17 protein-coding genes and 1 tRNA gene are annotated in these 22,253 nt (G+C 68.5%); 14 read left to right on the top strand and 4 right to left on the bottom strand.

The genetic code is table 11. The annotated features are described in order from the left end of the window. The 4 genes from aroB to M5D76_RS06640 all read right to left on the bottom strand — a co-directional run bounded on the left by aroB (position 1) and on the right by M5D76_RS06640 (position 3,260). Positions 1-1,125 carry a 3-dehydroquinate synthase gene (gene aroB / locus M5D76_RS06655; protein WP_248922605.1) on the bottom strand — a complete coding sequence of 375 codons (1,125 nt, stop codon included), beginning with the start codon at positions 1,123-1,125 and terminating at the stop codon, positions 1-3. After that, positions 1,122-1,985, bottom strand: coding sequence for a prephenate dehydrogenase (locus tag M5D76_RS06650; RefSeq protein WP_248922604.1), 864 nt, complete (start codon positions 1,983-1,985; stop codon positions 1,122-1,124). Before M5D76_RS06650 ends, aroB begins: the two co-directional genes overlap by 4 nt. Next, positions 1,985-3,010 (bottom strand): 3-deoxy-7-phosphoheptulonate synthase, encoded by a 1,026-nt coding sequence (gene aroF / locus M5D76_RS06645; protein ID WP_248922603.1) that lies wholly within the window; start codon positions 3,008-3,010, stop codon positions 1,985-1,987. The genes M5D76_RS06650 and aroF overlap by 1 nt, the downstream gene beginning before the upstream one ends. A 173-nt stretch (positions 3,011-3,183) precedes the next feature. Then, positions 3,184-3,260: transfer RNA gene (locus tag M5D76_RS06640), tRNA-Arg, on the bottom strand. Positions 3,261-3,775: 515 nt separating this feature from the next. Here M5D76_RS06640 and M5D76_RS06635 point away from each other — a divergent pair. The 14 genes from M5D76_RS06635 to rplU all read left to right on the top strand — a co-directional run bounded on the left by M5D76_RS06635 (position 3,776) and on the right by rplU (position 22,226). Next, entirely contained in the window at positions 3,776-6,157 is a 2,382-nt protein-coding gene (locus M5D76_RS06635; RefSeq protein WP_248922602.1) for an HAD-IC family P-type ATPase, read from the top strand. After that, on the top strand, positions 6,147-8,828 hold the full coding sequence (acnA, locus tag M5D76_RS06630) for an aconitate hydratase AcnA (RefSeq protein ID WP_248922601.1): 2,682 nt from the start codon (positions 6,147-6,149) through the stop codon (positions 8,826-8,828). The genes M5D76_RS06635 and acnA overlap by 11 nt, the downstream gene beginning before the upstream one ends. Positions 8,829-8,859: 31 nt before the next feature. Further along, positions 8,860-9,840 carry a zinc ribbon domain-containing protein gene (locus tag M5D76_RS06625; RefSeq protein WP_248922600.1) on the top strand — a complete coding sequence of 327 codons (981 nt, stop codon included), beginning with the start codon at positions 8,860-8,862 and terminating at the stop codon, positions 9,838-9,840. Positions 9,841-10,172: 332 nt separating this feature from the next. Further along, positions 10,173-10,715, top strand: a complete 543-nt coding sequence (locus M5D76_RS06620) for a peptidylprolyl isomerase (RefSeq protein WP_248922599.1) — start codon at positions 10,173-10,175, stop codon at positions 10,713-10,715. A gap of 31 nt (positions 10,716-10,746) precedes the next feature. Then, on the top strand, positions 10,747-12,114 hold the full coding sequence (locus M5D76_RS06615) for a tetratricopeptide repeat protein (protein ID WP_248922598.1): 1,368 nt from the start codon (positions 10,747-10,749) through the stop codon (positions 12,112-12,114). Positions 12,115-12,167: 53 nt separating this feature from the next. After that, positions 12,168-13,211 (top strand): rod shape-determining protein, encoded by a 1,044-nt coding sequence (mreB, locus tag M5D76_RS06610; protein WP_248922597.1) that lies wholly within the window; start codon positions 12,168-12,170, stop codon positions 13,209-13,211. Positions 13,212-13,220: 9 nt separating this feature from the next. Then, a complete protein-coding gene (gene mreC, locus M5D76_RS06605) occupies positions 13,221-14,216 on the top strand; it encodes a rod shape-determining protein MreC (RefSeq protein WP_248922596.1) in 996 nt (331 codons plus the stop codon). Positions 14,217-14,225: 9 nt separating this feature from the next. Next, positions 14,226-14,792, top strand: coding sequence for a rod shape-determining protein MreD (mreD, locus tag M5D76_RS06600; protein WP_248922595.1), 567 nt, complete (start codon positions 14,226-14,228; stop codon positions 14,790-14,792). 12 nt (positions 14,793-14,804) lie between these two features. Continuing rightward, entirely contained in the window at positions 14,805-16,829 is a 2,025-nt protein-coding gene (mrdA, locus tag M5D76_RS06595) for a penicillin-binding protein 2 (protein ID WP_248922594.1), read from the top strand. An 87-nt stretch (positions 16,830-16,916) separates the two neighbouring features. After that, positions 16,917-18,071 carry an FtsW/RodA/SpoVE family cell cycle protein gene (locus tag M5D76_RS06590; RefSeq protein ID WP_346348412.1) on the top strand — a complete coding sequence of 385 codons (1,155 nt, stop codon included), beginning with the start codon at positions 16,917-16,919 and terminating at the stop codon, positions 18,069-18,071. 30 nt (positions 18,072-18,101) lie between these two features. Further along, positions 18,102-19,136 (top strand): hypothetical protein, encoded by a 1,035-nt coding sequence (locus tag M5D76_RS06585; protein WP_248922592.1) that lies wholly within the window; start codon positions 18,102-18,104, stop codon positions 19,134-19,136. Next, positions 19,133-21,019 carry a TIGR03960 family B12-binding radical SAM protein gene (locus M5D76_RS06580; protein ID WP_248922591.1) on the top strand — a complete coding sequence of 629 codons (1,887 nt, stop codon included), beginning with the start codon at positions 19,133-19,135 and terminating at the stop codon, positions 21,017-21,019. Before M5D76_RS06585 ends, M5D76_RS06580 begins: the two co-directional genes overlap by 4 nt. Beyond that, positions 21,006-21,716, top strand: a complete 711-nt coding sequence (locus M5D76_RS06575) for a TIGR03936 family radical SAM-associated protein (RefSeq protein WP_248922590.1) — start codon at positions 21,006-21,008, stop codon at positions 21,714-21,716. The genes M5D76_RS06580 and M5D76_RS06575 overlap by 14 nt, the downstream gene beginning before the upstream one ends. Before the next feature lie 141 nt (positions 21,717-21,857). Further along, complete coding sequence (rplU, locus tag M5D76_RS06570; protein ID WP_248922589.1) at positions 21,858-22,226, top strand: 50S ribosomal protein L21; 369 nt, start codon at positions 21,858-21,860, stop codon at positions 22,224-22,226. Positions 22,227-22,253: the final 27 nt, after the last annotated feature.

Below are 22,253 nucleotides of genomic sequence, written 5' to 3'. Positions count from 1 at the left end.
CTACCTTGTGAGCGTGCCGCACCCCTGGCGCACGAGCTCCTCGAACTCGGCGAGCGTGACGGTGCGGATGGTTGCGGAACCGATGGCCACGGGCACCACGATGTTGATGGTGTCGCCGTGGCGCTTCTTGTCGTGCGCGGCGAAGGAGACGATCGTCTCGTGGTCGAGGTCGGTGTCGGCGGGAAGGCCGTGGGCCAGGCACGCGTCCTCGATGACGCGCGCGACCTCGACGCTGCTCCAGCCGCGGCTCGCCGCGGCGCGCGCCATGCAGCAGAGGCCGGCGGCCACGCAGGAGCCGTGGCCGAGCGAGAAGTCGCTGGCGGCCTCGATGGCGTGGCCGATCGTGTGGCCGAGGTTGAGGGTCTGGCGAAGTCCCGCCTCGCGCTCGTCGGCGTCGACCACGTCGCGCTTGACGCGCACGTTCTGTGCGACGAGGCGCACGAGGGCCTCGCTGTCGCGCGACTCGGCCACGATGGGGTGGGAGACGAGGTCGCCGAAGAGCTCGGGGCCCGACAGGACGGCGTGCTTGATGACCTCGCCGCAGGAGTCGGCGAGCTGCTCGGGCGCGAGCGTGTCGAGGCAGTCGACGTCGGCCACCACGAGCGACGGCTGGAAGAAGGCGCCCGCCAGGTTCTTGCCGGCGGCCAGGTCGATGGCGGTCTTGCCGCCGACCGAGGAGTCGACCATCGCGAGCAGCGACGTCGGGACCTGGACGACCTGGCAGCCCCTGAGGTAGAGCGCCGCGGCCAGGCCCGCCATGTCGCCGGTGACGCCGCCGCCCACGGCCACGACGACGTCGTTGCGCGTGAGCTCGGCCGCGGCCAGGCCCTCGAGCAGGCCCGAGAGCGTCTCGATGTTCTTGTTGGCCTCGCCCGCGGGGAAGACCTGCAGCGACGTCTCGTAGCCGGCCTCGGCCAGCGACTCGGCCACGGCGTTGGCGTAGAGGGGCGCCACGTTGTCGTCGGAGATGACGCAGGCGCGCTCGCCGCCGCATGCCGCGCGCGTGAGCTGCCCCACCTCGTCGATGATGCCGACGCCCACGTGGACGTCGTAGGACCGGGACGGGGTGTGGACCGCCACCACCTCGTGCGCTCGGGCCTCACCCTCCATCTCGCATGCGCTCATTCGCCGTCGACCTCCCTCTTGATGCGGTCGCCCTCGGCGAGAAGAGCCTCGAGCCGCTCGGCGTCCCTCTCGTCGATCGCGTCCTTGTACTGCTGCAGGTGCTCGATGATCGTCTGGATCTCGCGGGACAGGTTGTCGGCGTTGTCGAGGAAGAGCTCCTGCCACATGGCCGCGTTGAGGCAGGCCACGCGCGTGAGGTCGCGGTAGGACCCGCCCGAGAACCCCCTCTGCTCGCGGGCCGTGGGGCTCTTCACGTATGCGTTCGAGACGACGTGTGCCAGCTGCGAGGTGAACGCGATCTGGCGGTCGTGCTGCTCGGGCGTGGCGAGCGTGTAGGAGCCGAAGTGGCAGGGCTCGAGCAGGGACTTGATGCGCTCGAGGACGTCGAGGCGCTCGAAGTCGTCCATCTTTGGCGGGACGACGACCATGGGGGCGCCGCAGAACATGTCGGCGCGCCTCCAGGCGAAGCCGGAATGGTGCAGGCCCGCCATGGGGTGGCACCCGACGAAGGTCCAGGCGCGACCCTCGGCGATCTCGAAGCAGCGCTCGCAGACGCTTCGCTTCACGCCGCAGGCGTCGATCACGATCGCGCCGTCTGCGATGAGGTCGCTCTTCTCGGCCAGCCAGTCGATCGTCATCTGGGGGTAGCCCGAGAGGATGATGAGCTCGCAGGTGCCGATCGTGTCGTCGTCGAGGCGCCCGTCGATGGTCTCGATGAGGGCGAGCTCGACGGTGGCCTCGGTGCGGTTGCAGGCGAGGACCTCGCGGCCGGCGTCGTGCAGGGCCTGGGCGAACGAGCCGCCGATGAGGCCGAGGCAGACGATGCCGACGCGGCCCGGCTTGAAGGTCCGGGCCGCCACTACTCGTCCCCGAGGTCGGCGAGGATCGCCTCGCGGATGAGGGCGATGCGCTTCATGGCGTCGGCGAACTGCGGGGGAGTGAGCGCCTGCGCGCCGTCGGACCAGGCGTCGGCCGGGCTGTTGTGGACCTCGATCTCGAGGCCGTCGGCGCCCGCGGCGCAGGCCGCGTAGGCCGCGGGGCGGACGTAGCGCGTGTAGCCGGTGGCGTGGCTCGGGTCGCCCACGACGGGCAGGTGCGAGAGGTTGTGCAGGACGGGGATCGCGTTCACGTCGAAGGTGTTGCGGGTGCGCGTCTCGAACGTGCGAATGCCGCGCTCGCAGAGGATGACCTTCTCGTTGCCCTCGCTCATGATGTACTCGGCGGCCATGAGCAGCTCGTCGATGGTGCCGGACATGCCGCGCTTGAGCAGGATGGGGACGTCGGTGCGGCCGACCTCCTTGAGCAGCGTGAAGTTCTGCGCGTTGCGGGCGCCGATCTGCATGACGTTGACGCCCTTCTCGAGGAAGAGGGGGACGTCGCGGGCGTCCATGATCTCGGTGACCACGGGCATCTCGAGCTCGCGGCCGGCCGCCATGAGGAGGTCGAGGCCCTTCTCGCCCATGCCCTGGTAGGCGTAGGGGCTGGTGCGGGGCTTGTAGGCGCCGCCGCGCAGCATCGTGGCGCCGGCGGCCTTGACCGCGCGGGCGATCTCGATGAGGTTGTCGCCCTCGACCGAGCAGGGGCCGGCGATGACCTGGAAGTTGCCGCCGCCGATCTTCACGCCGTAGCCGCAGTCGATCACGGTGTCCTCGGGGTGGAACTTGCGGTTGGCCTTCTTGAAGGGCTCGGAGACGCGCCTGACCTGGTCGATGATGTCCATCGACTCGAGCAGGAAGGGGTCGATGCGCGTGGTGTCGCCGATGATGCCGACGACGGTCTCGTTCTCGCCGCGCGAGACGTTGGTCCTGAATCCGCGGTCCTCGATCCACTTGACGAAGTGGTCCAGCTGGTCCTGGGTCGCGGAGTCCTTGACGATTGCGATCATGTGCATGCCTTTCTCGGCAGGGATGAATCCTGATTCCTGCCGATGCTACAACATAGATGCGCATTGCGAACGGGCGGTATTCAAAGTGTTACGAAGAGGATGCCGTCCGCGCCGCCGACGGCAAAAAAAGAGGCCGGCCCAGCGGCCGGCCTCGTGCGTGGCGATGAAGTAGATGGTGACCCCAGTGGGGTTCGAACCCACGACCTTTCGCTCCGGAGGCGAACGCTCTGATCCACTGAGCTATGGGGCCACGCAGGGATGGATTATACGTCAACTCCCACGGCCGACGGGCCTTGATTTTGGGTGCGGGCGGCGCAGCCTGGTCGTGCTGGCTGGGGACGTCGCTTTCGTCGCTGCCGACGCTGGCGCAAACCCGCCTCGACTCGCGAGTGCCAAAGGGCGTAAGCGCAAACTGGCCTCGAGGGCGCGATTTTTTGATGCCTTGCAGCGCAGATGTGGGTTGAGGGCGCGACCGTCAGCGCAGAATGGCCTCGAGGGCGAGAGTGGAGTCGTGCCCTCGAGCGGGTTTTGCGCTGCAGCTCACGCCCTCAACGGCATTCTGCGCTGACCCCTCGCGCCCTCGAGGCCACTCTGCGCACAGATTCACGCCCTCGACGGCAGTTTACGCTGAGCGGTCGCGCCCTCGACGGGGTTTGCGCTGCAGACGATTTTGAGTCGGGCCCTCCCGGCGAGTGGCCGCGCGCGTGGCGACAGGCCCGCATCGCCTACAATCGATTTCGTCAACGCAACCGAGAGGAGACTCCCTTGAGCTCGACGAAATCCGCGTCTCGTCCCTGGGAAGGCATGTCCGGCCTGAGCGACGCCGAGGTCGCCGACCGCGTCGCGCAGGGGCTCACCAACGCGAACACTGACGTCAAGACCAAGTCGATCGGCCGGATCTTCGCGGAGCACGCGCTGACGCTCTTCAACGCGATCAACGTCGCCATGGCGATCCTCGTCCTCACGACGGGCTCGATCAAGAACATGGCGTTCATCATCGTGGTCTTCGCCAACCTCGTGATCGGCGTCTTCCAGGAGGTCCGCGCCAAGCGCATGGTCGACAAGCTGACTATCCTCACCGCGAAGGACGTCCGGGTCCTTCGCGGGGGAGAGGAGCGTTCCATCCCGATCTCCCAGATCGTGTCGGGGGACCTCGTCATCGTCTCGCACGGCGACCAGGTGCCGGCTGACGGCGAGGTCGTGGCGGGCACGGCGCTTCTGGACGAGAGCCTGCTCACGGGCGAGAGCGACAACATCGAGAAGGCCGCGGGCTCCGAGGTGTTCTCCGGCTCGTTCGTCGAGACCGGCGCCGTCTGCTACAAGGTGACCAAGGTCGGCCGCGAGGGCTATGCGGCCAGCATCAGCGCCGAGGCCAAGACCGCCAAGGCCATCCGCTCCGAGATCATGGACACGCTCAACTTCATCATCCGCATCGGCACCTACGCGCTCATCCCCATCGGGGCCGTGCTCTTCACGAGGCTCATGCTGTCGTCTCACTTCGGCTACCAGGAGGCGGTCCTCCAGACCGTCGCGGCCGTCATCGGCATGATCCCGCAGGGCCTCGTCCTGCTCACCTCGTCGGTGCTCGCCATCGCGACGACGCGCCTCGCCATGCGCAAGGTCCTCGTGCAGCAGGCCTACTGCGTCGAGACGCTCGCCCGCGTCGACGTGCTCTGCCTCGACAAGACGGGCACCATCACCACGGGCTCGATGGAGCTCGGCGACGCGCTGGGGGAGGGCGCCCTCGAGGCCGCCTACGCTGTCGCCCGCGCCAACGAGGCCGACGCCAACGAGACCGCCCGCGCCATCCTGGCCGCCGGCGCAGACGCCGGCCTGGCCACGCCCGCCATCGAGAGGAGCGTGCCCTTCTCGTCGAAGACCAAGTACTCGGGCTGCGTGCTCGTGGGCGGCCGCTGCCTGGTCATGGGCGCCGCGCAGTTCGTGCTCGGCGACGACTTCGCCGCCCACGAGGCCGAGGTCCGCTCGTTCGACCAGCTCCAGCGCGTGCTCGTGGTGGCGGAGGCCGACTCCTTCGCCGACGACGGCACGCTCGAGGGGCGTCCGCGCGTCATCGGATTCGTCGGCATCCGCGACGAGATCCGCTCCACGGCGGCACAGACCATGAGCTTCTTCAAGGACCAGGGCGTCGAGCTGCGCGTCATCTCCGGCGACGACCCCTACACGGTGAGCGGCATCGCCGCGGCCGTCGGGCTTCCTGACGCCGAGCACTACGTGGACGCCTCGACCCTCACCGACGACGAGGCCATCGAGCGCGCCGTCGACGAGGCGCGCGTGTTCGGCCGCGTGACGCCGCAGATGAAGCGCGAGCTCGTGCGCAGGCTGCGCGACCGGGGCCACGTGGTCGCCATGACCGGCGACGGCGTGAACGACGTGCTCGCCCTCAAGGAGGCCGACTGCTCGGTGGCCATGGCCTCGGGCTCGGCCGCCGCGCGCAACATCGCCGAGATCGTGCTCGCCGACAACGACTTCGCGCACATGCCCGACGTCGTGGCGGAGGGCCGCCAGTCCATCAACAACCTGGAGCGCTCGGCGACGCTCTTCCTCATGAAGACCGTCTACACGGCCGCGCTCGCCCTGATCGCGATCCTCATCCCGCCCTACCCGTTCGTGCCGGTCCAGATGTCGCTCGTCTCGACCGTCGTCATCGGCGCGCCCTCGTTCGTGCTCGCCCTCGAGCCCAACCACGAGCGCGTGCGCGGCTCCTTCGTCAGCAACGTGCTGAGGCGCTCGCTTCCCGCCTCGATCGCGATTACGGTCATGCTCTTCTCGACGATGGTCATCGCCCGCGTCTTCGGGTGGGACATGGGCATGCTGTCGACGACCTGCATGATCGAGATGTTCGCCGTGGGCCTCGCGCTCGTGTGGCGCATCTCGCGCCCGCTCAACGCGCTGCGCGTCGCCGTGCTGGTCATGGTGGTCGCGCTTGCCATCATCGGGTGCACGGTGTTCGGGTCGTTCTTCTCGGTCACGCCTCCAACGTTAATTTCTGGTGCCGTCGCCGCCGTGTCGTCCGCTTTGGGCATATTCTTGTTCCTCAGAGCATATGACCGAGCCGCGAGCGACGAGGGCAACACCGGCCTCGTCTCGCGCGTTGTAGCGAGGGTGGAGAGGGCACATGAGTCTTGACGCAGAGTTCGACCGCGCGGTGGCTGCCGCGCGCACGCCGAGGGCCATCGAGGTCGAGGGGGTGCGCCGGCTCGCCTATGACGTCTCGGGCATCCCCGGTGCCAGCGAGCTGCCGCGCGCGCTCGTGGTGCTGCTCGAGAACTGCGTGAGGAGGGCCTCCTCCGACGAGGAGGCCGCGAGGCTCGCGCGCCGCGTGGTCGAGGCCGGCCTCGCGGGCGAGAAGGGCGAGCAGATCGAGTTCATGCCCGCCCGCGTGCTGTTCCAGGACTTCACGGGCGTGCCCGTGTTCGTCGACTTCGCCGCCATGCGCGACGCCATGGTCGAGAGGGGCGGCGACCCCGCCCGCGTCAGCCCGCAGATCCCGTGCACCCTGGTGGTCGACCACTCGGTCATCGCGGACCACGTGGGATGCGCCGACGCCGCCGAGCTCAACGAGAGGCGCGAGGCCGAGCGCAACCGCGAGCGCTTCGCGTTCCTGAAGTGGGCCGCGAGCTCCTTCGACAACGTGAGGATCGTCCCGCCCGGCGAGGGCATCTGCCACCAGCTCAACATGGAGCGCTTCTGCGAGGTCGTGGGCACCGACGCGCTCGCCGAGGGCGACGTGCCCGTGGCCTGCTTCGACACGCTCGTCGGCACCGACTCGCACACCACCACGGCCAACGGCCTGGGCGTGCTCGGCTGGGGCGTGGGCGGCATCGAGGCCGAGGCCGCCGCGCTCGGCCAGCCCATCACCATGCTCGTGCCGCCCGTCGTCGCGCTGCGCCTCACCGGTCGCCTGCGCGCCGGCGTGAGCGCCATGGACCTCGCGCTCACGGTCGCCGAGGTGCTCCGCCGCGAGGGGGTCGTGGGCTCCCTCGTCGAGGTCGTGGGCGACGGCGCCGCCACGCTCACGGCGACGCAGCGCGCCTGCGTCTCCAACATGACGCCCGAGTACGGCGCCACGACGACGCTCTTCCCGGTCGACGAGCGCGCCCTGGACTACCTGCGCGTGACCGGGCGCGACGAGTCGCTCGTCGAGCTGGCGCGCGCCTACTGCGAGATGCAGGGGGTCTTCGGCGCCAGCGAAGGCCGTCGCTATTCTCGCGAGATCGAGATCGACCTCGGTTCGGTCGAGCCGAGCCTGGCCGGCCCGAGCCGCCCGCACGACCGCGTGGGCGTCTCCGGCCTTCGCGACCGCTTCCGCGCGACGCTCGCCGCCCATGGCGTCGAGGACGTCCGCGGCGGCATCCGCGCCGAGGTCAAGGGCGAGGGGTTCGAGGTCGCCGACGGCACGGTCGCCATCTGCGCGATCACGAGCTGCACGACGGCCACCGACCCGGCCATGATGGTCGCGGCCGGCATCCTCGCGCGCAAGGCCGCCGAGCGCGGGCTCGCCGCGAAGCCCTGGGTCAAGGCGATCCTGGCGCCCGGCAGCCGCGCCACCACGCTCCTGCTCGACCGCGCGGGCCTCTCCGAGCCGCTGCGCGAGGTCGGCTTCTACACCTGCGGCTTCGGCTGCATGAGCTGCATCGGCAACTCCGGCGAGATCGCGGGCGCCCTCAAGGAGCACGCCAGCGAGGTCGAGCTCGCCAGCGTGCTCTCGGGCAACCGCAACTTCGAGGGTCGCATCTCGCCCGACGTGAGCCAGAACTACCTCTGCCAGCCCGCCATGGTCGTCGCGTACTCGCTCGTGGGCACCGTCGACGTGGACCTCTCGACGGAGCCGGTGGGCGTGGGCGCGGACGGCGAGCCGGTCATGCTCGCCGACATCCTGCCGACCGACGAGGAGGTCGAGGCCGTGCTCGGCTCCCAGCTCTCGCGCGACGTCTTCGACGAGTGCGCCGCCGGCCTCTTCGAGGGCTCCGGCGCCTGGCGCGACATCCCCTCGAGCCAGAGCGCGACCTTCGCGTGGGACGAGAAGTCCACCTACGTTCGCCGCGCGCCCTACTTCGACATCGCGCGCGCCGAGGGCACCATCGAGATCTCGCGGGCGCGGGCGCTCGCCCTTCTCGGCGACTTCGTCACGACCGACCACATCTCGCCGGCCGGAGCCATCGCGGCCGACTCGCCGGCCGCGCGCTACCTCACCGAGCGCGGGGTCGAGCGGCGCGACTTCAACACCTACGGCAGCCGCCGCGGAAACCACGAGGTCATGGCCAGGGGCACGTTCGCCAACGTCAAGCTCGCCAACGCGCTTGCCGAGGGCAGGCGCGGCTCGTGGACGCGCGACTTCGTGACCGGCGAGCTCGAGAGCATCTTCGACGCCTCCGAGGCCTACCGCGCGGCGGGCGTGCCGCTCGTGGTCGTCGCGGGCAAGCTCTACGGCTCGGGGTCCAGCCGCGACTGGGCGGGCAAGGGGCCGGCTCTTCTCGGCGTGCGTGCCGTCATCGCGGAGAGCTTCGAGCGCATCCACCGCTCCAACCTCGTGCAGATGGGCGTCCTGCCGCTGCAGTTCATGGAGGGGGAGAGCGCGTCCGCGCTCGGGCTCGACGGAACCGAGACCTTCGACATCTCGCCCGTGGACGTCTCGGGCGGCCTTCCCGCCAGTCGCGTGGCCCACGTCTGCGCGACGCGTTCAGACGGCTCCAAGGTTTCGTTTGATTGCGTGGTGAGGGTGGACACCCCGGTGGAGGGGGACTATATTTCCGCGGGTGGCATCCTGCCGTACGTGCTGGACCGCCTCTGCGAGTAGACGCCGCCTCCGATCTCTGCGGGAGGATCTCATGATATGTCCCAACTGCGGCTCTAGCGTGCCCGACGACGCCCTGAGGTGTCCGGCGTGCCGCGCGGAGCTCGACGTGACCATGCGCATACCCAAGCTCGACGGCCCCGTCTGGTGCGAGGGCTGCGGGTCGCTCATACCCCTCGACAGCCCCACCTGCCCCGGCTGCGGCCTTCCCAACCCCCGCTACGTCGAGGGTGCCGAGAAGAGCGCGCCCGACTCCTCCGAGGAGGCCCTTGACAGCGAGCGCACCCACGCCATCCCGCGCATCGAGAGCGCCATCCCGTCCGACCCCGAGGAGGGCGCCACGAACGTGCGCGACGGCCTGCCGCGCACGCGCGTGTTCATCCTCTCGCTCCTGATCGGCGTGCTCGCCATGAGCGCGATCGTGCTGCTCATCACCCACCCCTGGGACCCCAACGCCTTCGACACGAAGGCCAAGACCGAGGCCGACACCTCGATGGCCGGCTTCCCGGGCCACGTCAGCGAGCTGCAGGGGCAGGACAAGGGCGACGCGAACCAGGGCGGCGAGGTGCAGTCGGGCGACGACGCGACCTTCGACAAGCTCACGGACGTCCACTCCACCCTCGGCCAGATTGCGTCTGCCGTCGACGACAACGAGGACCTCTTCGGTCGCATCGCCGTCACCGGCTCGGCCGAGGAGCGCGCCAAGGGCAAGAGCGCGGCCGACGACCTCGCGATCAGGTGCAGCAACCTCATCGACCGCATCTCGACCATCGACGTCTCGTCGGGCACCTACGAGGAGGACGCCCAGAACATGACCACCTTGGGCAGCTGGCTGCGCAACAGGCTCGACGCGCTGTGCGAGGCCTGGAAGACCGACGTCGCCATGGACAACCCCGCCTCCCAGAAGGACGAGGTCGAGTCGCTCCTGCTCAACTCCGACGGCGCCTCGGTCACGAAGAGCTACAAGTCGCTCTTCGACCAGAACTACGAGGACTGGAAGCCGCAGAAGAAGTAGGGGAAAGGCGCCACGCTCTTCTCGCCTGCCGAAATCCCAAGCTTGCCGCAAGGGTAAGGACCAGCGAATGTTTGCCCCGGGGGCGCGTGCTCAGATGCGCTCCCGGGGCCAACTTGCGCCGCGGGACCCGTAGGCCTCACGCCCGGAGGGGCATCCGGGGACGCCAAGAACGGCTCCGGCACTAGAAAATGCAAACGTCACACGCTACTTTGTCTGCCGAATATGTGAAAGGTGCGCGCTGCTGCTAGAATTGGACAGAATGAAAATTGCAGGAGATATGTAGCTGCCACGCAGGCAATACGGCGGAGGCATCCGCCAGAGAAGGGGAGGAAATGGGCTTCTTCACCGATCCGCTCCACACGCCCGAGTACGAGCTCAAGGGCAACGAGGTCGCCGTCATCGAGACGAGCAAGGGCACGATCCGCGTCGCTCTCGACGGAGAGGGCGCGCCCATCCACGTCGCCAACTTCTGCGAGCTCGCGTCCGCCGGCTTCTACGACGACCTCAAGTTCCACCGCTACGTCCCGGGCTTCGTCATCCAGGGCGGCTGCCCCAACACGCGCGACATGACTCCCGAGCAGGTCGCCTCCGGCGCCACCGGCCCCTTCGGCATGCCCGGCACGGGCGGCCCCGGCTACCGCATCCGCCAGGAGTACACCACCAACCCCAACAACAAGCACGTCGATGGCGCTCTCGCCATGGCGCGCTCCCAGGATCCCGACTCCGCCGGGTCGCAGTTCTACTTCTGCCTCGGCCCGCAGCACATGCTCGACTCGGGCTACACGGTCTTCGGCACCACGATCGAGGGCCTCGACGTCGAGAAGGAGCTGCGCGCGGGCGACGTGATCGAGTCCATCAGGATCGTGAACGCCTAGAGGCGAGACACACCCACTACCGAGGAGAGACATGAATCAGCAGGCATACGAGGCTGGCAAGGCCGCATACAAGCAGGGCGACTTCCTTCAGGCCGTCGCTCAACTCTCGCAGGCGAAGTTCCCCGGCGAGGTCTCCGGTGAGATCGACCATCTCCTCGGAAACTGCCTCATGAAGCTCGGCCGCTTCGACGAGGCCGCCGTCGCCTACGGCGAGGCCGCCGCTGACTCCTCTTACGGCCACGCGGGCGCCCTCGCCTGCAACAGGGGCCGCGCCCTTCTCGCCGCCAACAAGCCTCAGGAGGCCATCGCCGCCCTCAACCTGGCGACCCAGGACCCCGACTACCCGACGCCGTACAAGGCCCACGTTGCCCTCGGCAAGGCCTACACGCGTATCGGCAACGTCCGCGAGGCTGGCGTCGCCTACCGCAACGCCGCCATCGACGAGTCGAACCCCGACCCCTCGAGCGCCCTTCGCAACCTCGGCGGCTGCTTCATGCAGATGGGCCGCGCCGTCGACGCCGTCGAGGCGTACCGCACCGCCCTCGACTTCTCGACGCCCCTGGCCGACCAGAACGTGATCTTCGCGGACCTCGGCCTCGCCTACGTGGCGGCCAACCGCATGGGGGAGGCCGTCGACGCCTTCAACCACGCCACGGCCGACGGCAACCTGACCCTCACCCCCGAGGCCCAGGCCGCCTACGACGCCGCGCGCAAGGCCATCTCCGCCATCTCCGGCGACGGCCCCTCCGAGACCGACGCCTTCCTGAAGGCCGCCGGCTACGGCACCGGCGCCATCGACCCGCTCGACCCCACGGGCTCCACCGGCGAGTTCATGCCCTCTCCCGAGGACACTGGCTTCTTCTCCATCAAGGAGGAGGACATCGTTGCCCAGGACAAGCGCGAGCGCAAGGTCCGTCGCAAGAAGAAGCGCGGCGGCGCCAAGGTCCTCATCGTCATCCTCGTCCTCCTGATCGCCCTCGTCGGCGTCGGTGGCTTCGCCTACTTCCAGGGCTACGGCTGGCCCACGCAGGAGAGCGTCGTCCAGGGCCTCTTCGGCCAGGGTTCCTCCCACGGCGACGTGGCGAGCTACCTCGACAGCTCCGTCTCCAACGACGCCCGCCAGCAGATCGAGAGCGTGCTTCCCGCCAACGCCTCGAGCGTCTCCGTCGAGGGCATCGACCGCTCCATGTCGTCCTCGAAGGTCCTCGCCAAGGCCACGCTCTCCGCGGGCGGCGAGCAGTCCTACGAGATCGAGATGGTTCGCAGCGGCATCGGCTGGAAGGTCAGCAAGGTCACCGCGATCTACTCCTCCCAGGAGGGGCAGGCCAAGGTGTCCGACGGCTCCTCAAGCACGAGCTCCTCGAGCACCACTTCGGGTACCATTTCCAACGGACAGTAGAGAACACCACGCCCGGGCGCGCCGCGCCCCCCACCACGTAGGGATTGGAAGAAATGTCAATTCTTGACTCTCTCTTAGGCGAAAACGACAGCGATCTCGCCATCGACCTCGGCACCGCGAACACCCTCGTCGCGGCCCGCGGTCGCGGCATCGTGCTGAACGAGCCCTCCGTCGTCGCCATCGACAAGAGCGAGGATCGCGTGCTGGCGGTCGGTGCCGACGCCAAGCGCATGATCGGCCGCACGCCGGGCAGCATCATCGCAGAGCGTCCCCTCAAGGACGGCGTCATTGCCGACTTCGACGTCACCGAGGTCATGCTCCGCTACTTCATCGAGAAGGCGCGCGGCACGAGCCGCTACCCGTGGTCGCCGCGCCCCCGCGTCGTCGTCTGCGTCCCCTCGGGCGTGACCTCCGTCGAGAAGAGGGCGGTCTTCGAGGCCACCATCTCCGCCGGCGCGCGCCAGGCGTACCTCATCGAGGAGCCCATGGCAGCTGCCATCGGCGCCGACCTGCCCATCGAGGACCCGACGGGTTCCATGGTCGTCGACATCGGAGGCGGCACCACCGAGGTCGCCGTCATCGCAATGGGTGGCATCGTCGTCTCGCAGTCCATCCGCACCGCGGGCGACGAGTTCGACCAGACGATCCTCGAGCACGTGCGCGACGCCTACAACCTCTCCATCGGCGAGAGGACCGCTGAGGACATCAAGATCAAGGTCGGCTCCGCCGCGCCCCTCGCCGAGGAGCTCGACGTCGAGGTCAACGGCCGCGACGTCATGAGCGGCCTGCCGAAGAGCGTCAGGATCGAGTCCGAGGAGATCAGGCGCGCGCTCGACGCCCCGCTCGACCTCGTCACCAAGGCCGTGAAGGACGCCCTCGACGTCACGCCTCCCGACCTCGCCAGCGACCTCATGTACTACGGCGTCCTCCTGACCGGCGGCGGCGGACTCCTTCGTGGCCTCGACCAGAGGCTCCGCGAGGAGACAGGCGTTCCCGTCAACGTGAGCCCCACGGCTCTCGAGAACGTCGTCAACGGCTGCGCGAAGGTCCTCGAGGCGAATGCCCTCTCGGGCGGTTTCGTTCAGAGCGCGAACTAGCGAGGCGCCATGCCTACGCTGAGTGCTGGCAGCTCGAACAACTCGGGCTTCCGCAGGAACAACGCAAGCTCTGGCGGACGCATCGCCATCATCTTCGTCGTCCTCTCGCTGGTCCTCTTCACGGCCAGTGCGCGCGACACGGGGACGGGTCCCTTTTCCGTCGTCCGCGGCGTGGTCTCGACCATCGTCATGCCGGTCCGCTTCGTCGGGGCCGCCGTCACGGCGCCCCTGCAGGGCCTTGGCAACGTGTTCGCCAACCTGACGGCCGACCAGGGGACGCTCTCCGAGCTCAAGGCCGAGAACGAGCAGCTCAAGGCCAAGAACTCCGAGCTCCAGGAGGCCGAGCAGACCGCGACGCGACTCCAGAACCTCCTGGCGCTGCAGAGCACCTACAGCCTCCAGTCGACCGCGGCGCGCATCATCTCCGCCTCGACCGACTCGTGGAGCGACACCGTCACGATCGACAAGGGCACGACCTCGAGCCTCGCCGTCGGCATGCCGGTCTCCGACTCCAACGGCGCCATCGGCCAGATCATCGAGTGCGGCCCCGCGAGCTCCACGGTGCGCCTCATCTCGGACGAGAACTCCTCGGTCTCCGCGATGGTGCAGTCGAGCAGGGCCCAGGGCATGCTCCGCGGATCTGCCGACGGGACGCTCCGCCTCACGCTGATCGGCACCGACCAGACCGTCTCGGTCGGAGACACGGTCGTCACGAGCGGCCTCGGCGGCGTCTTCCCCAAGGGGCTTCCGCTCGGCACCGTCGCGAGCGTCAGCAAGAACCCCGGCGCGCTCTACTACGACATCGTCGTCACCCCGCTCTCCAAGACGGAGAGCTTCGAGGAGGTCCTCGTCATCACCTCGCTCACCGAGGGGCAGCACGCGACCTCTGAGGACATCCAGTCCGCCGACAACCAGGGCTCCTCGGGCTCTGCCGACGCGCAGCAGTCGCAGGCGACCAACAGCGACGGCGCCGCCTCGAACGAGTCCGGCCAGAACCAGGGATAGGAGGGGAGCATGCAGGTAAAGGACACCAACAAGAACCGTCGTGACGTCGCCATCCTGGCGGTCGTCTGCCTCGTGCTGCAGCTTGCCGTCGCCCCCAACCTGGCCCTGGGCAACGGCCACATCAACTTCGCCCTCGTCTTCGCCGGCATCGTCGCCCTCACGCGAGGCGGACGCATCGGCGTCATCTGCGGCTTCGTCGCGGGCCTCGTGTTCGACCTTCTCGGCACCGGCCCGATGGGCGTCATGTCGCTCCTGCTCACCGTCGCGTCGTACTTCATGGGCATCGAGGTCAGGAACCGCCTCGCGGAGGACTTCTCCGGCTCGATGATCGTCTACGTCATCGCCGCGGTCGCGGTGTGCCTGCTGCACAACCTCACGATGTTCCTCGTCGGACAGGCGACCGACTTCGTCGACGTGCTCTTCCTCCGCTCGCTCCCGAGCGCGCTCCTGAGCGTACTGGCGTTTTTGCCCTTCGCCTACCTCATCTCGCGCGCGGGCTCCAACTCGAGCCTCGGCGGAGGCATTGGCTCTTCTCGTCCCAAGCACTCCGGCAAGTACAACATTGGCGGGGTATAGGGGGCGTAAGGCATGAGTCCCATCGTCGCCATCATCATCGTACTCGCGGTCCTGCTTGCGGCCCTCGTCATCGCCTTCCTGCTGGTGGGCCGTGGCGAGTCGCGCTTCAAGTTCGACATCGGCGGCTCGGCGCCCACGGCGGCCGGCGGCTCGGACATGTCGACCGAGGGCGGCTTCAAGTCGCGCCTGCTCGGCCTCGACGTGTTCGCGGGCTCGATCATCGTCGTCCTCCTCGCCCGCCTCTGGTCGATGCAGCTGATCTCGTCGAACGACTACAGCAACCAGGCCGAGTCGAACCGCACGCGCAAGATCTCCGTCGGCGCGCCCCGCGGCCGCATCCTCGACCGCAACGGCAAGGAGCTCGTCAACAACCGCCCGAGCCTCACCGTCGTCGCAAAGCCCGACGTGGCCGAGGACGCCGTCGAGCTCAAGGTGCTCGCGAACCTCATCGGCATGCCCGAGATGGCCGTCAAGCGCAAGGTGTCGAGCTCGACCGAGTCGGCGCAGAGCATGCGCACCGTCGCCGTCGACGTTTCCAGGCGCGTGGTGGCCTACATCGGCGAGCACCCCTACGTGTTCTCCGACGTGAGCGTCGAGGAGCGCACGCAGCGCAACTACCCGCAGGGCAACCTCGCCTCGCACGTGCTGGGCTACGTCGGCACGGTCAACTCCGACCAGCTCGAGAACGAGGACGAGGCGGAGGACAAGATCACCTACGAGTCCGGCGACATCGTCGGTCAGGCGGGCATCGAGATGCAGTACGAGAGCGTGCTGCAGGGCGTCAAGGGCGAGCAGACCGTCTACGTCGACGCCGACGGCAACGTGCTGAGCTACTCGAGCTCGGTCGAGGCGCAGAGCGGCTCGGACATCGTGCTCACGATCGACTCGGCGATCCAGAAGGCGGCCGAGGACTCCCTCAACGGGCACATCCAGCGCCTGCGCGACTCGGGCAAGGGGGAGTGCTATGGCGGCGCCGCGATCGCGATGGACGTCACCAACGGCGAGATCATCGCCATGGCGAGCGCGCCCACCTACTCGCCGAGCGTCTTCGTGGGCGGCGTCTCCTACGACGACTGGCAGAACCTCTCGAGCGAGGGCAGCTGGAACCCGCTCATCAACAGGGCGGTCTCCGGCCAGTACCCCTCCGCCTCGACGATCAAGCCGCTCTCGACCTTCGCGGCTCTCAACTACGGCATCGCCAACGTCGACTCCGCCTACGACTGCGCCGGCTACTGGACCGGGTTCGGCGAGGGCTTCGGCCAGTACTGCTGGGACCACAACGGCCACGGCCACATCGACCTCGAGAACGGCATCACCTTCTCCTGCGACGTCGTCTTCTACGAGATCGGCAAGGGCTTCTACTACTCGAGCCGGCAGGACGGCCTGCAGGACACGTACCGCAAGTGGGGCCTTGGCTCGTCCGAGGGGATCGACCTTCCCTCGGAGGCGTCGGGTCGCGTTCCCGACGCGAAGTGGAAGTGGAACTACTTCACGAGCTCCGACGACCAGGCGCGCTCCTGGCAGGGCGGCGACCTCACCAACCTCGCGATCGGTCAGGGCGACCTCCTCGTCACCCCGCTGCAGATGCTCTGCGTCTACTCCGGCCTCGCGAACAACGGTGAGGTCTGGAGGCCGCACCTGCTCAAGGGCGTCAAGTCCTCGCTCGGCGGCGGCGCCGTCGTCGAGTACAAGAACTCGGTCCTTCGCTCCGTCAAGGAGAAGGACGAGTACGTCGACATCGTCCACAAGGGCCTCTCCGGCGTCATCTACCGCGAGTCCGCCGAGCAGGCCTCGCACTTCACCAACCTCAGCGTCCAGGTCGCCGGCAAGACCGGTTCGGCGGAGACCTCGCACGACGACCCGACCGGCTGGTTCATCGCCTACGCGCCGGCAGACAACCCGAAGTACGTCGTCGCCTCCGTCGTAGAGAACGGCGGCTTCGGCAGCGAGGGCGCCATGCTCGTGGTCCGCGACATCCTGGGCGCCATCTACAACGAGCCCGACGACTCGACCGCGACGGCCTCGGGCTCGCAGTAAGGGGGAGCAGTGGCAAAGCACTCAACATCCGCGCAGGCGAAGGTGGGGGAGGGCGGACTCGGCTCCTTCTCGGCCTTCTACAGCCACATCGCCGGGCAGCGCGCGCCGCGCGCCAGCTCGCGCAACCTGTCGCGCGGTCCCATCTGGTGGCCGCAGCTCCTGCCTGCGATCCTGCTCGTCATCTACGGGACCGTCGTCATCTACTCGGCCTCGCTCACCATCCCCGAGGCGTCGTTCCCGCGTCACCTCATGGGCGTCGCCATGGGTGCCGTGGGAGGGTTCCTCATCTGGCGCTACGACTACCGCGCACTCGCGAACATGTCGAAGGTGCTGCTCGTCGTCGACTGCGTCCTCATGCTCCTGCCCAGCGTGCCGGGCCTCTCGCACAACGCGCTCGGCATGACCGGCTGGATCAAGATCCCGATCATCGGCATGACCTTCCAACCCTCCGAGATCGCGAAGCTCGTCACCATCTACCTCATGGCGTCGCTCGGCGCCGAGTACAACGGCAAGATCGAGTCGCTCGCCGACTACGCCAAGCTCTGCGGCATGCTCCTCGTGCCGTTCGTGCTGATCATGACCCAGCCCGACCTCGGCACCGGCCTCATCATCCTCGTGACCGGCGCGGCGATCATCATCTGCTCGGGAGCCAAGCGCCTCTGGGTCATCATCACGATCTCGTTCATCGTGGTGGGCGCCGCCCTCATCGTCACGACCTCCATGACCGAGGGCATGCCGCACCTGCTCAAGCAGTACCAGCTCAACCGACTCATCGTCTTCATGGACCCCTCGGTCGACCCCACCGGCGACGGCTACAACCTCCAGCAGGCCAAGATCGCCGTCGGCTCGGGCGGCCTGATCGGCAAGGGGTTCGGCAACGCCACCCAGGCCGCGAGCGGCTTCCTTCCCGAGGCACACACCGACTTCGTCTTCGCTCTTCTCGCCGAGGAGTTCGGCTTCCTTGGCAGCGTCGTGCTGCTCGGCCTCTTCGGCGTGCTCATCTTCACCACCGTCGCCCTCGCCCAGAGGATCGAGGCGCCCTTCGGCAAGCTCGTGCTGGTGGGCGTGGCCACCATGTGGTCGTTCCAGCTGCTGCAGAACGTCGGCATGTGCATCGGCATCATGCCCATCACGGGCATCCCGCTGCCGTTCGTCAGCTTCGGCTCGTCCTCGATGCTGGCGCAAATGACGGCGGTGGGCATGGTACAGTCTGTATGGAATCACAGGCCCAAGGCGGGCTAGCCGCGCCGGGGCATCGGGCAGGGGAGTCGTATGGCACGTAAGAGAAGGGTCTCCTTGGGAGACGTGGCAAGCGTCGTGAGCGCCGGGCGCGCGAGCGAGAGCCAGCGCACCGCAGAGGTCGCCGTGCTCCTGCTCGTCGACCCCACCGCGGCGCCCGAGCGCGCCCTCGCCCTCAAGCACGCCTTCGTGCCCGAGCTCGGCACCTCGGTCGTTCGCGTCGGAGGGCTCGACCGCGCGCTGGTCGCCTCGCGTCGCTTCGACGCGGCCGTCGTGCTCGCGGGTGCCGACGCCGCGGGCTCCCAGGCAATCGCCGAGGAGGTCGCGCGCTGCGGCTGCCCGGTCGCGCTCGTCGTCGAGAGCTCGCTTGACGTGCGTCGCCCCCAGCTCCCCGAGACCGTGGCCGCCCTCATCGACGTCATCTCCGTCGCCTCGGCCGACGCCCTCGCGTCGCGCATCGCCACCTGGATCGTGGGTGCCGCCGCCGAGAAGAGAATAGCCCTCGCCGCGAACTTCCCCTTCTGCCGCAAGGCCGCCGTGAGCGAGGTCGTAGGCTCGTGCGCCCTCGAGAACGCCGCGGTCGGCGCCGTGCAGATCATCCCGGGCGCCGACTTCCCGATCATGTGCGTGAACCAGATCCGCCTCGCGCTCGACATCGCCGCCTGCCACGGTCAGCCCATCTCGGTCGAGCGCCTGGCCGACATCGGCGGCGTCTTCGGCGTCGGCCTGCTCTACCGCTACGTCGCCCGCACCCTCGTCGGGCTCGTGCCGGGCGTCGGCTGGCTGCTCAAGGGCGCCGTCGGCTACGCAGGCACCGTCGCCACCGGGCAGGCGCTCTCGCTTCGCTTCAACCCCGACGCGCCCAGCCCCCGCCAGGGCGTCGAGCGCGTCCGCGACACGATCACCCAGCTCTCGCGCTCGGCCGCCGACGTCGCGCGCGTCGCCAGGGGAGAGGCGCGCCCCGCCCCGGCCGCGACCGAGCCCGCGGCGCAGGTCGTCGAGGCCGCATCCGCCCTTCCTGCATCCCAGCCCGCAGACGACTACCTCACGATTGGCCAGCAGCAATGAGACTTCCCCGAGAGGACCGCTACGACCTCATCGAGCCCCTGCTGCCGCTCGTAGAGAAGCCCTCGCGCTACCTCGACCACGAGTGGGGCGCCGAGACCGACCAGTCCGGACCCTTCCACGTCTGCCTCATGTACCCCGACGTCTACGAGGTCGGCCTGCCCAACATGGGCCTCGCCATCCTCTACCGCACGCTCAACGCGCAGCCGGGCATGAGCTGCGAGCGCGGCTACCTGCCCTGGGTCGACATGGCCGACCTCATCCGCGAGCGCGACGTGCCCCTGCTCTCGCTCGAGTGCTCCGCGCCCGTCGCGTCCTTCGACGTCGTCGGCTTCACGCTCGCCCACGAGATGGCCTGCACCAACATCCTCGAGTCGCTCGACCTCGCCGGTATCGCCCTGCTCGCGGCCGACCGCGACGAGGACGACCCCATCGTGATCGCGGGCGGCCCCTCGGTCTGGAACTGCGAGCCGGTCGCCGAGCTCTTCGACGCCGTCCTGCTCGGCGACGGGGAGGAGGGCATCGTCGACATGTGCGCCTGCGTGCGCGACGGTCGTGCCGCCGGCCTCAGCCGAGAAGAGCTTCTCCGCTCCCTCGCGCGCATTCCCGGCGTCTACGTCCCCTCCCTCTATGAGGTCGTCGTCGACGAGACGTCAACGCGCTGGGGCTACGCCCGCCCGCTTCCGGACACGCCCGCGCCCGAGGTCGTCCTCAAGCGCAGCTACGCCGACCTCTCCCAGTCCGACCCGCTCCCGCAGACCATCGTCCCGTACATGGGCGTCGTCCAGGACCGCCTCGCAATCGAGGTCCTGCGCGGCTGCGCCCGCGGCTGCCGCTTCTGCCAGGCCGGCATGAGCTACCGCCCCGTGCGCGAGCGCCCCTTCGACCAGGTGGTCGATGCATGCCGCGAGGGCCTCGCGATCACCGGCCACGACGAGGTCTCCCTCACGAGCCTCTCCACCACCGACCACTCCCAGTGCGCGCAGATCCTGCACCAGCTCAACGCCGACGCCCGCGAGCGCGGCGTGCGCGTCTCCATCCCCTCGCAGCGCCTCGACTCCTTCGGCGTCGAGATGGCGGCCGAGGTCGGCGGCGCCAAGAAGGGCGGCCTCACCTTCGCCCCCGAGGCCGGCAGCCAGCGCCTGCGCGACGTCATCAACAAGAACGTGACCGAGGAGAACATCGACCTCGCCGCCCGCAACGCCTTCGAGAACGGCTGGCGCCGCATGAAGCTCTACTTCATGATGGGCCTGCCCACCGAGACCGACGACGACATCGTCCAGATCAACCAGGTCGCAGACCGCGTCCTCGAGATCGGCCGCGACGTCGTCGGCAAGGGCCCCAAGAGCGGCGTCTCGGTCTCCATCTCGGTCGCCGTCTTCGTGCCCAAGGCCCACACGCCCTTCCAGTGGGCCGGCCAGCTCCCGCTCGAGGAGGTCCGCCGCCGCCAGCAGCTGCTTTTGCACTCCTGCCCTGACCGCGCGATCCGCATCTCCTACCACGACGCCGAGGTCTCTCTCGTCGAGGCCGCCCTCTCCAAGATGGGCCGCGCCGGCCTGCGCCTCGTGATGGCCGCCTGGAGGCGTGGCTGCCGCTTCGACGCCTGGACCGACCAGTTCTCCTTCGAGCGCTGGGTCGAGGCGGCCCGCGAGGTCGGCCTCGACCTCGAGGACATCGCCGCCGAGTCCTTCGACCTCGACGCGCGCCTGCCGTGGGAGCACACCTCGCCTGCCGTCTCCAAGGGCTTCCTCAAGCGGGAGTGGCGCCGCGCCGCCCAGGGCATGACCACGGCCGACTGCACCATGGAGACCTGCGCGGGCTGCGGCGTCTGCCCCACGCTCGGCGTCGAGAACCTGATTGCGGGTGAGCGCCATGCAGCAAGCTAGTCCCCAGCCGCGCCTGCGCGTCCGCTATAAGAAGGACGGCCGCCTGGCGTTCCTCGGCCACCTCGAGGTCATCAACACGCACAACCGCTCGATCCGCCGCTCGGGCGTGCCCTTCGCCGTCGGCAACGGCTTCGCCCGCCGCATGCGCCTGCAATTCTCGCAGGCCCTGCCCGTCGGCGCCTCCTCGGAGTGCGAGTACTTCGATCTCATGCTCACCGAGAAGATCGAGGCGTCCAGGGCCCTGGAGATGCTCGTGGCCGCGACGCCCGCCGCGCTCGCACCCCAGGACGCCGCCTACGTCGACCGCAGCCTGCCCGCCCTCGAGGCCTGGCTGACCCGCGCCCTCTGGCGCGTCGAGTTCCTCGGCCGCGACGTCGATGCCGCGGCCCTCGACCAGGTCCTCGCCGAGCTTCGCGGCGAGGGCGACCTCGAGTACCTGCGCGGCGACAAGCCCAAGCACATCGACCTCTCGAGCGCGCTCGTGGGCTGGACCCTCGACGAGGTCGACGGCCGCCAGGTGATGTCCCTCGAGACCCGCTCGTCGAACGCCGGCGCTCTGCGCCCGCAGGTGCTGCTCGACGCCGCCTTCGCCCGCATGGGCGCCTCAGAGGCCGAGGCTGGCGCGCCCGCGCTTCGCGTCGCGCGCGTGGGCCAGTGGCACGAGGCCGATGATGGGCATCTCGTGAATGCCCTGTAGCTGGGCACCCTCGGCCAGAAAGGCCGCTATCCTAGGCAAGGCGTGATGTGCCTGTGAACTATCTTTTTTCGTTGACTAGGCAGGTCATGGCTAGTAAGATGTGTTGCTGTTGCACTAAAACCAGTAATGAAGGGTTACCAAATGTACGCAATCGTTACCACTGGTGGCAAGCAGTATAAGGTTGCCAAGGGCGACGTCCTCGACGTCGAGAAGCTCGACGCGCAGCCTGGCGACAAGGTCAAGCTTGACGTCCTCATGCTGAATGACGGCAAGAAGACTGTCGTTGACGCTGCCACGCTCGCTAAGAAGAAGGTCACCTGCGAGGTCGTCGAGCAGTTCAAGGGCGAGAAGGTTCTCGTCTTCAAGCTCAAGAAGCGCAAGCGCTACCACCGCACCAAGGGCCACCGCCAGATGCTGACCAAGATTAAGGTCACCTCTATGCCCACCACCAGGACCTCCGCCTCCAAGGCTGCCTCCACCAAGGACGAGTCGGCCAAGGCGTCCGAGTAGTTTTTCACTTTGAGTAGATAGGCAGGT

It is taken from the genome of Olsenella intestinalis (genome assembly GCF_023276655.1).
Taxonomy (GTDB): Bacteria; Actinomycetota; Coriobacteriia; order Coriobacteriales; family Atopobiaceae; genus Olsenella_J; species Olsenella_J intestinalis.
This window is presented reverse-complemented; position numbering and strand designations above follow the sequence as displayed.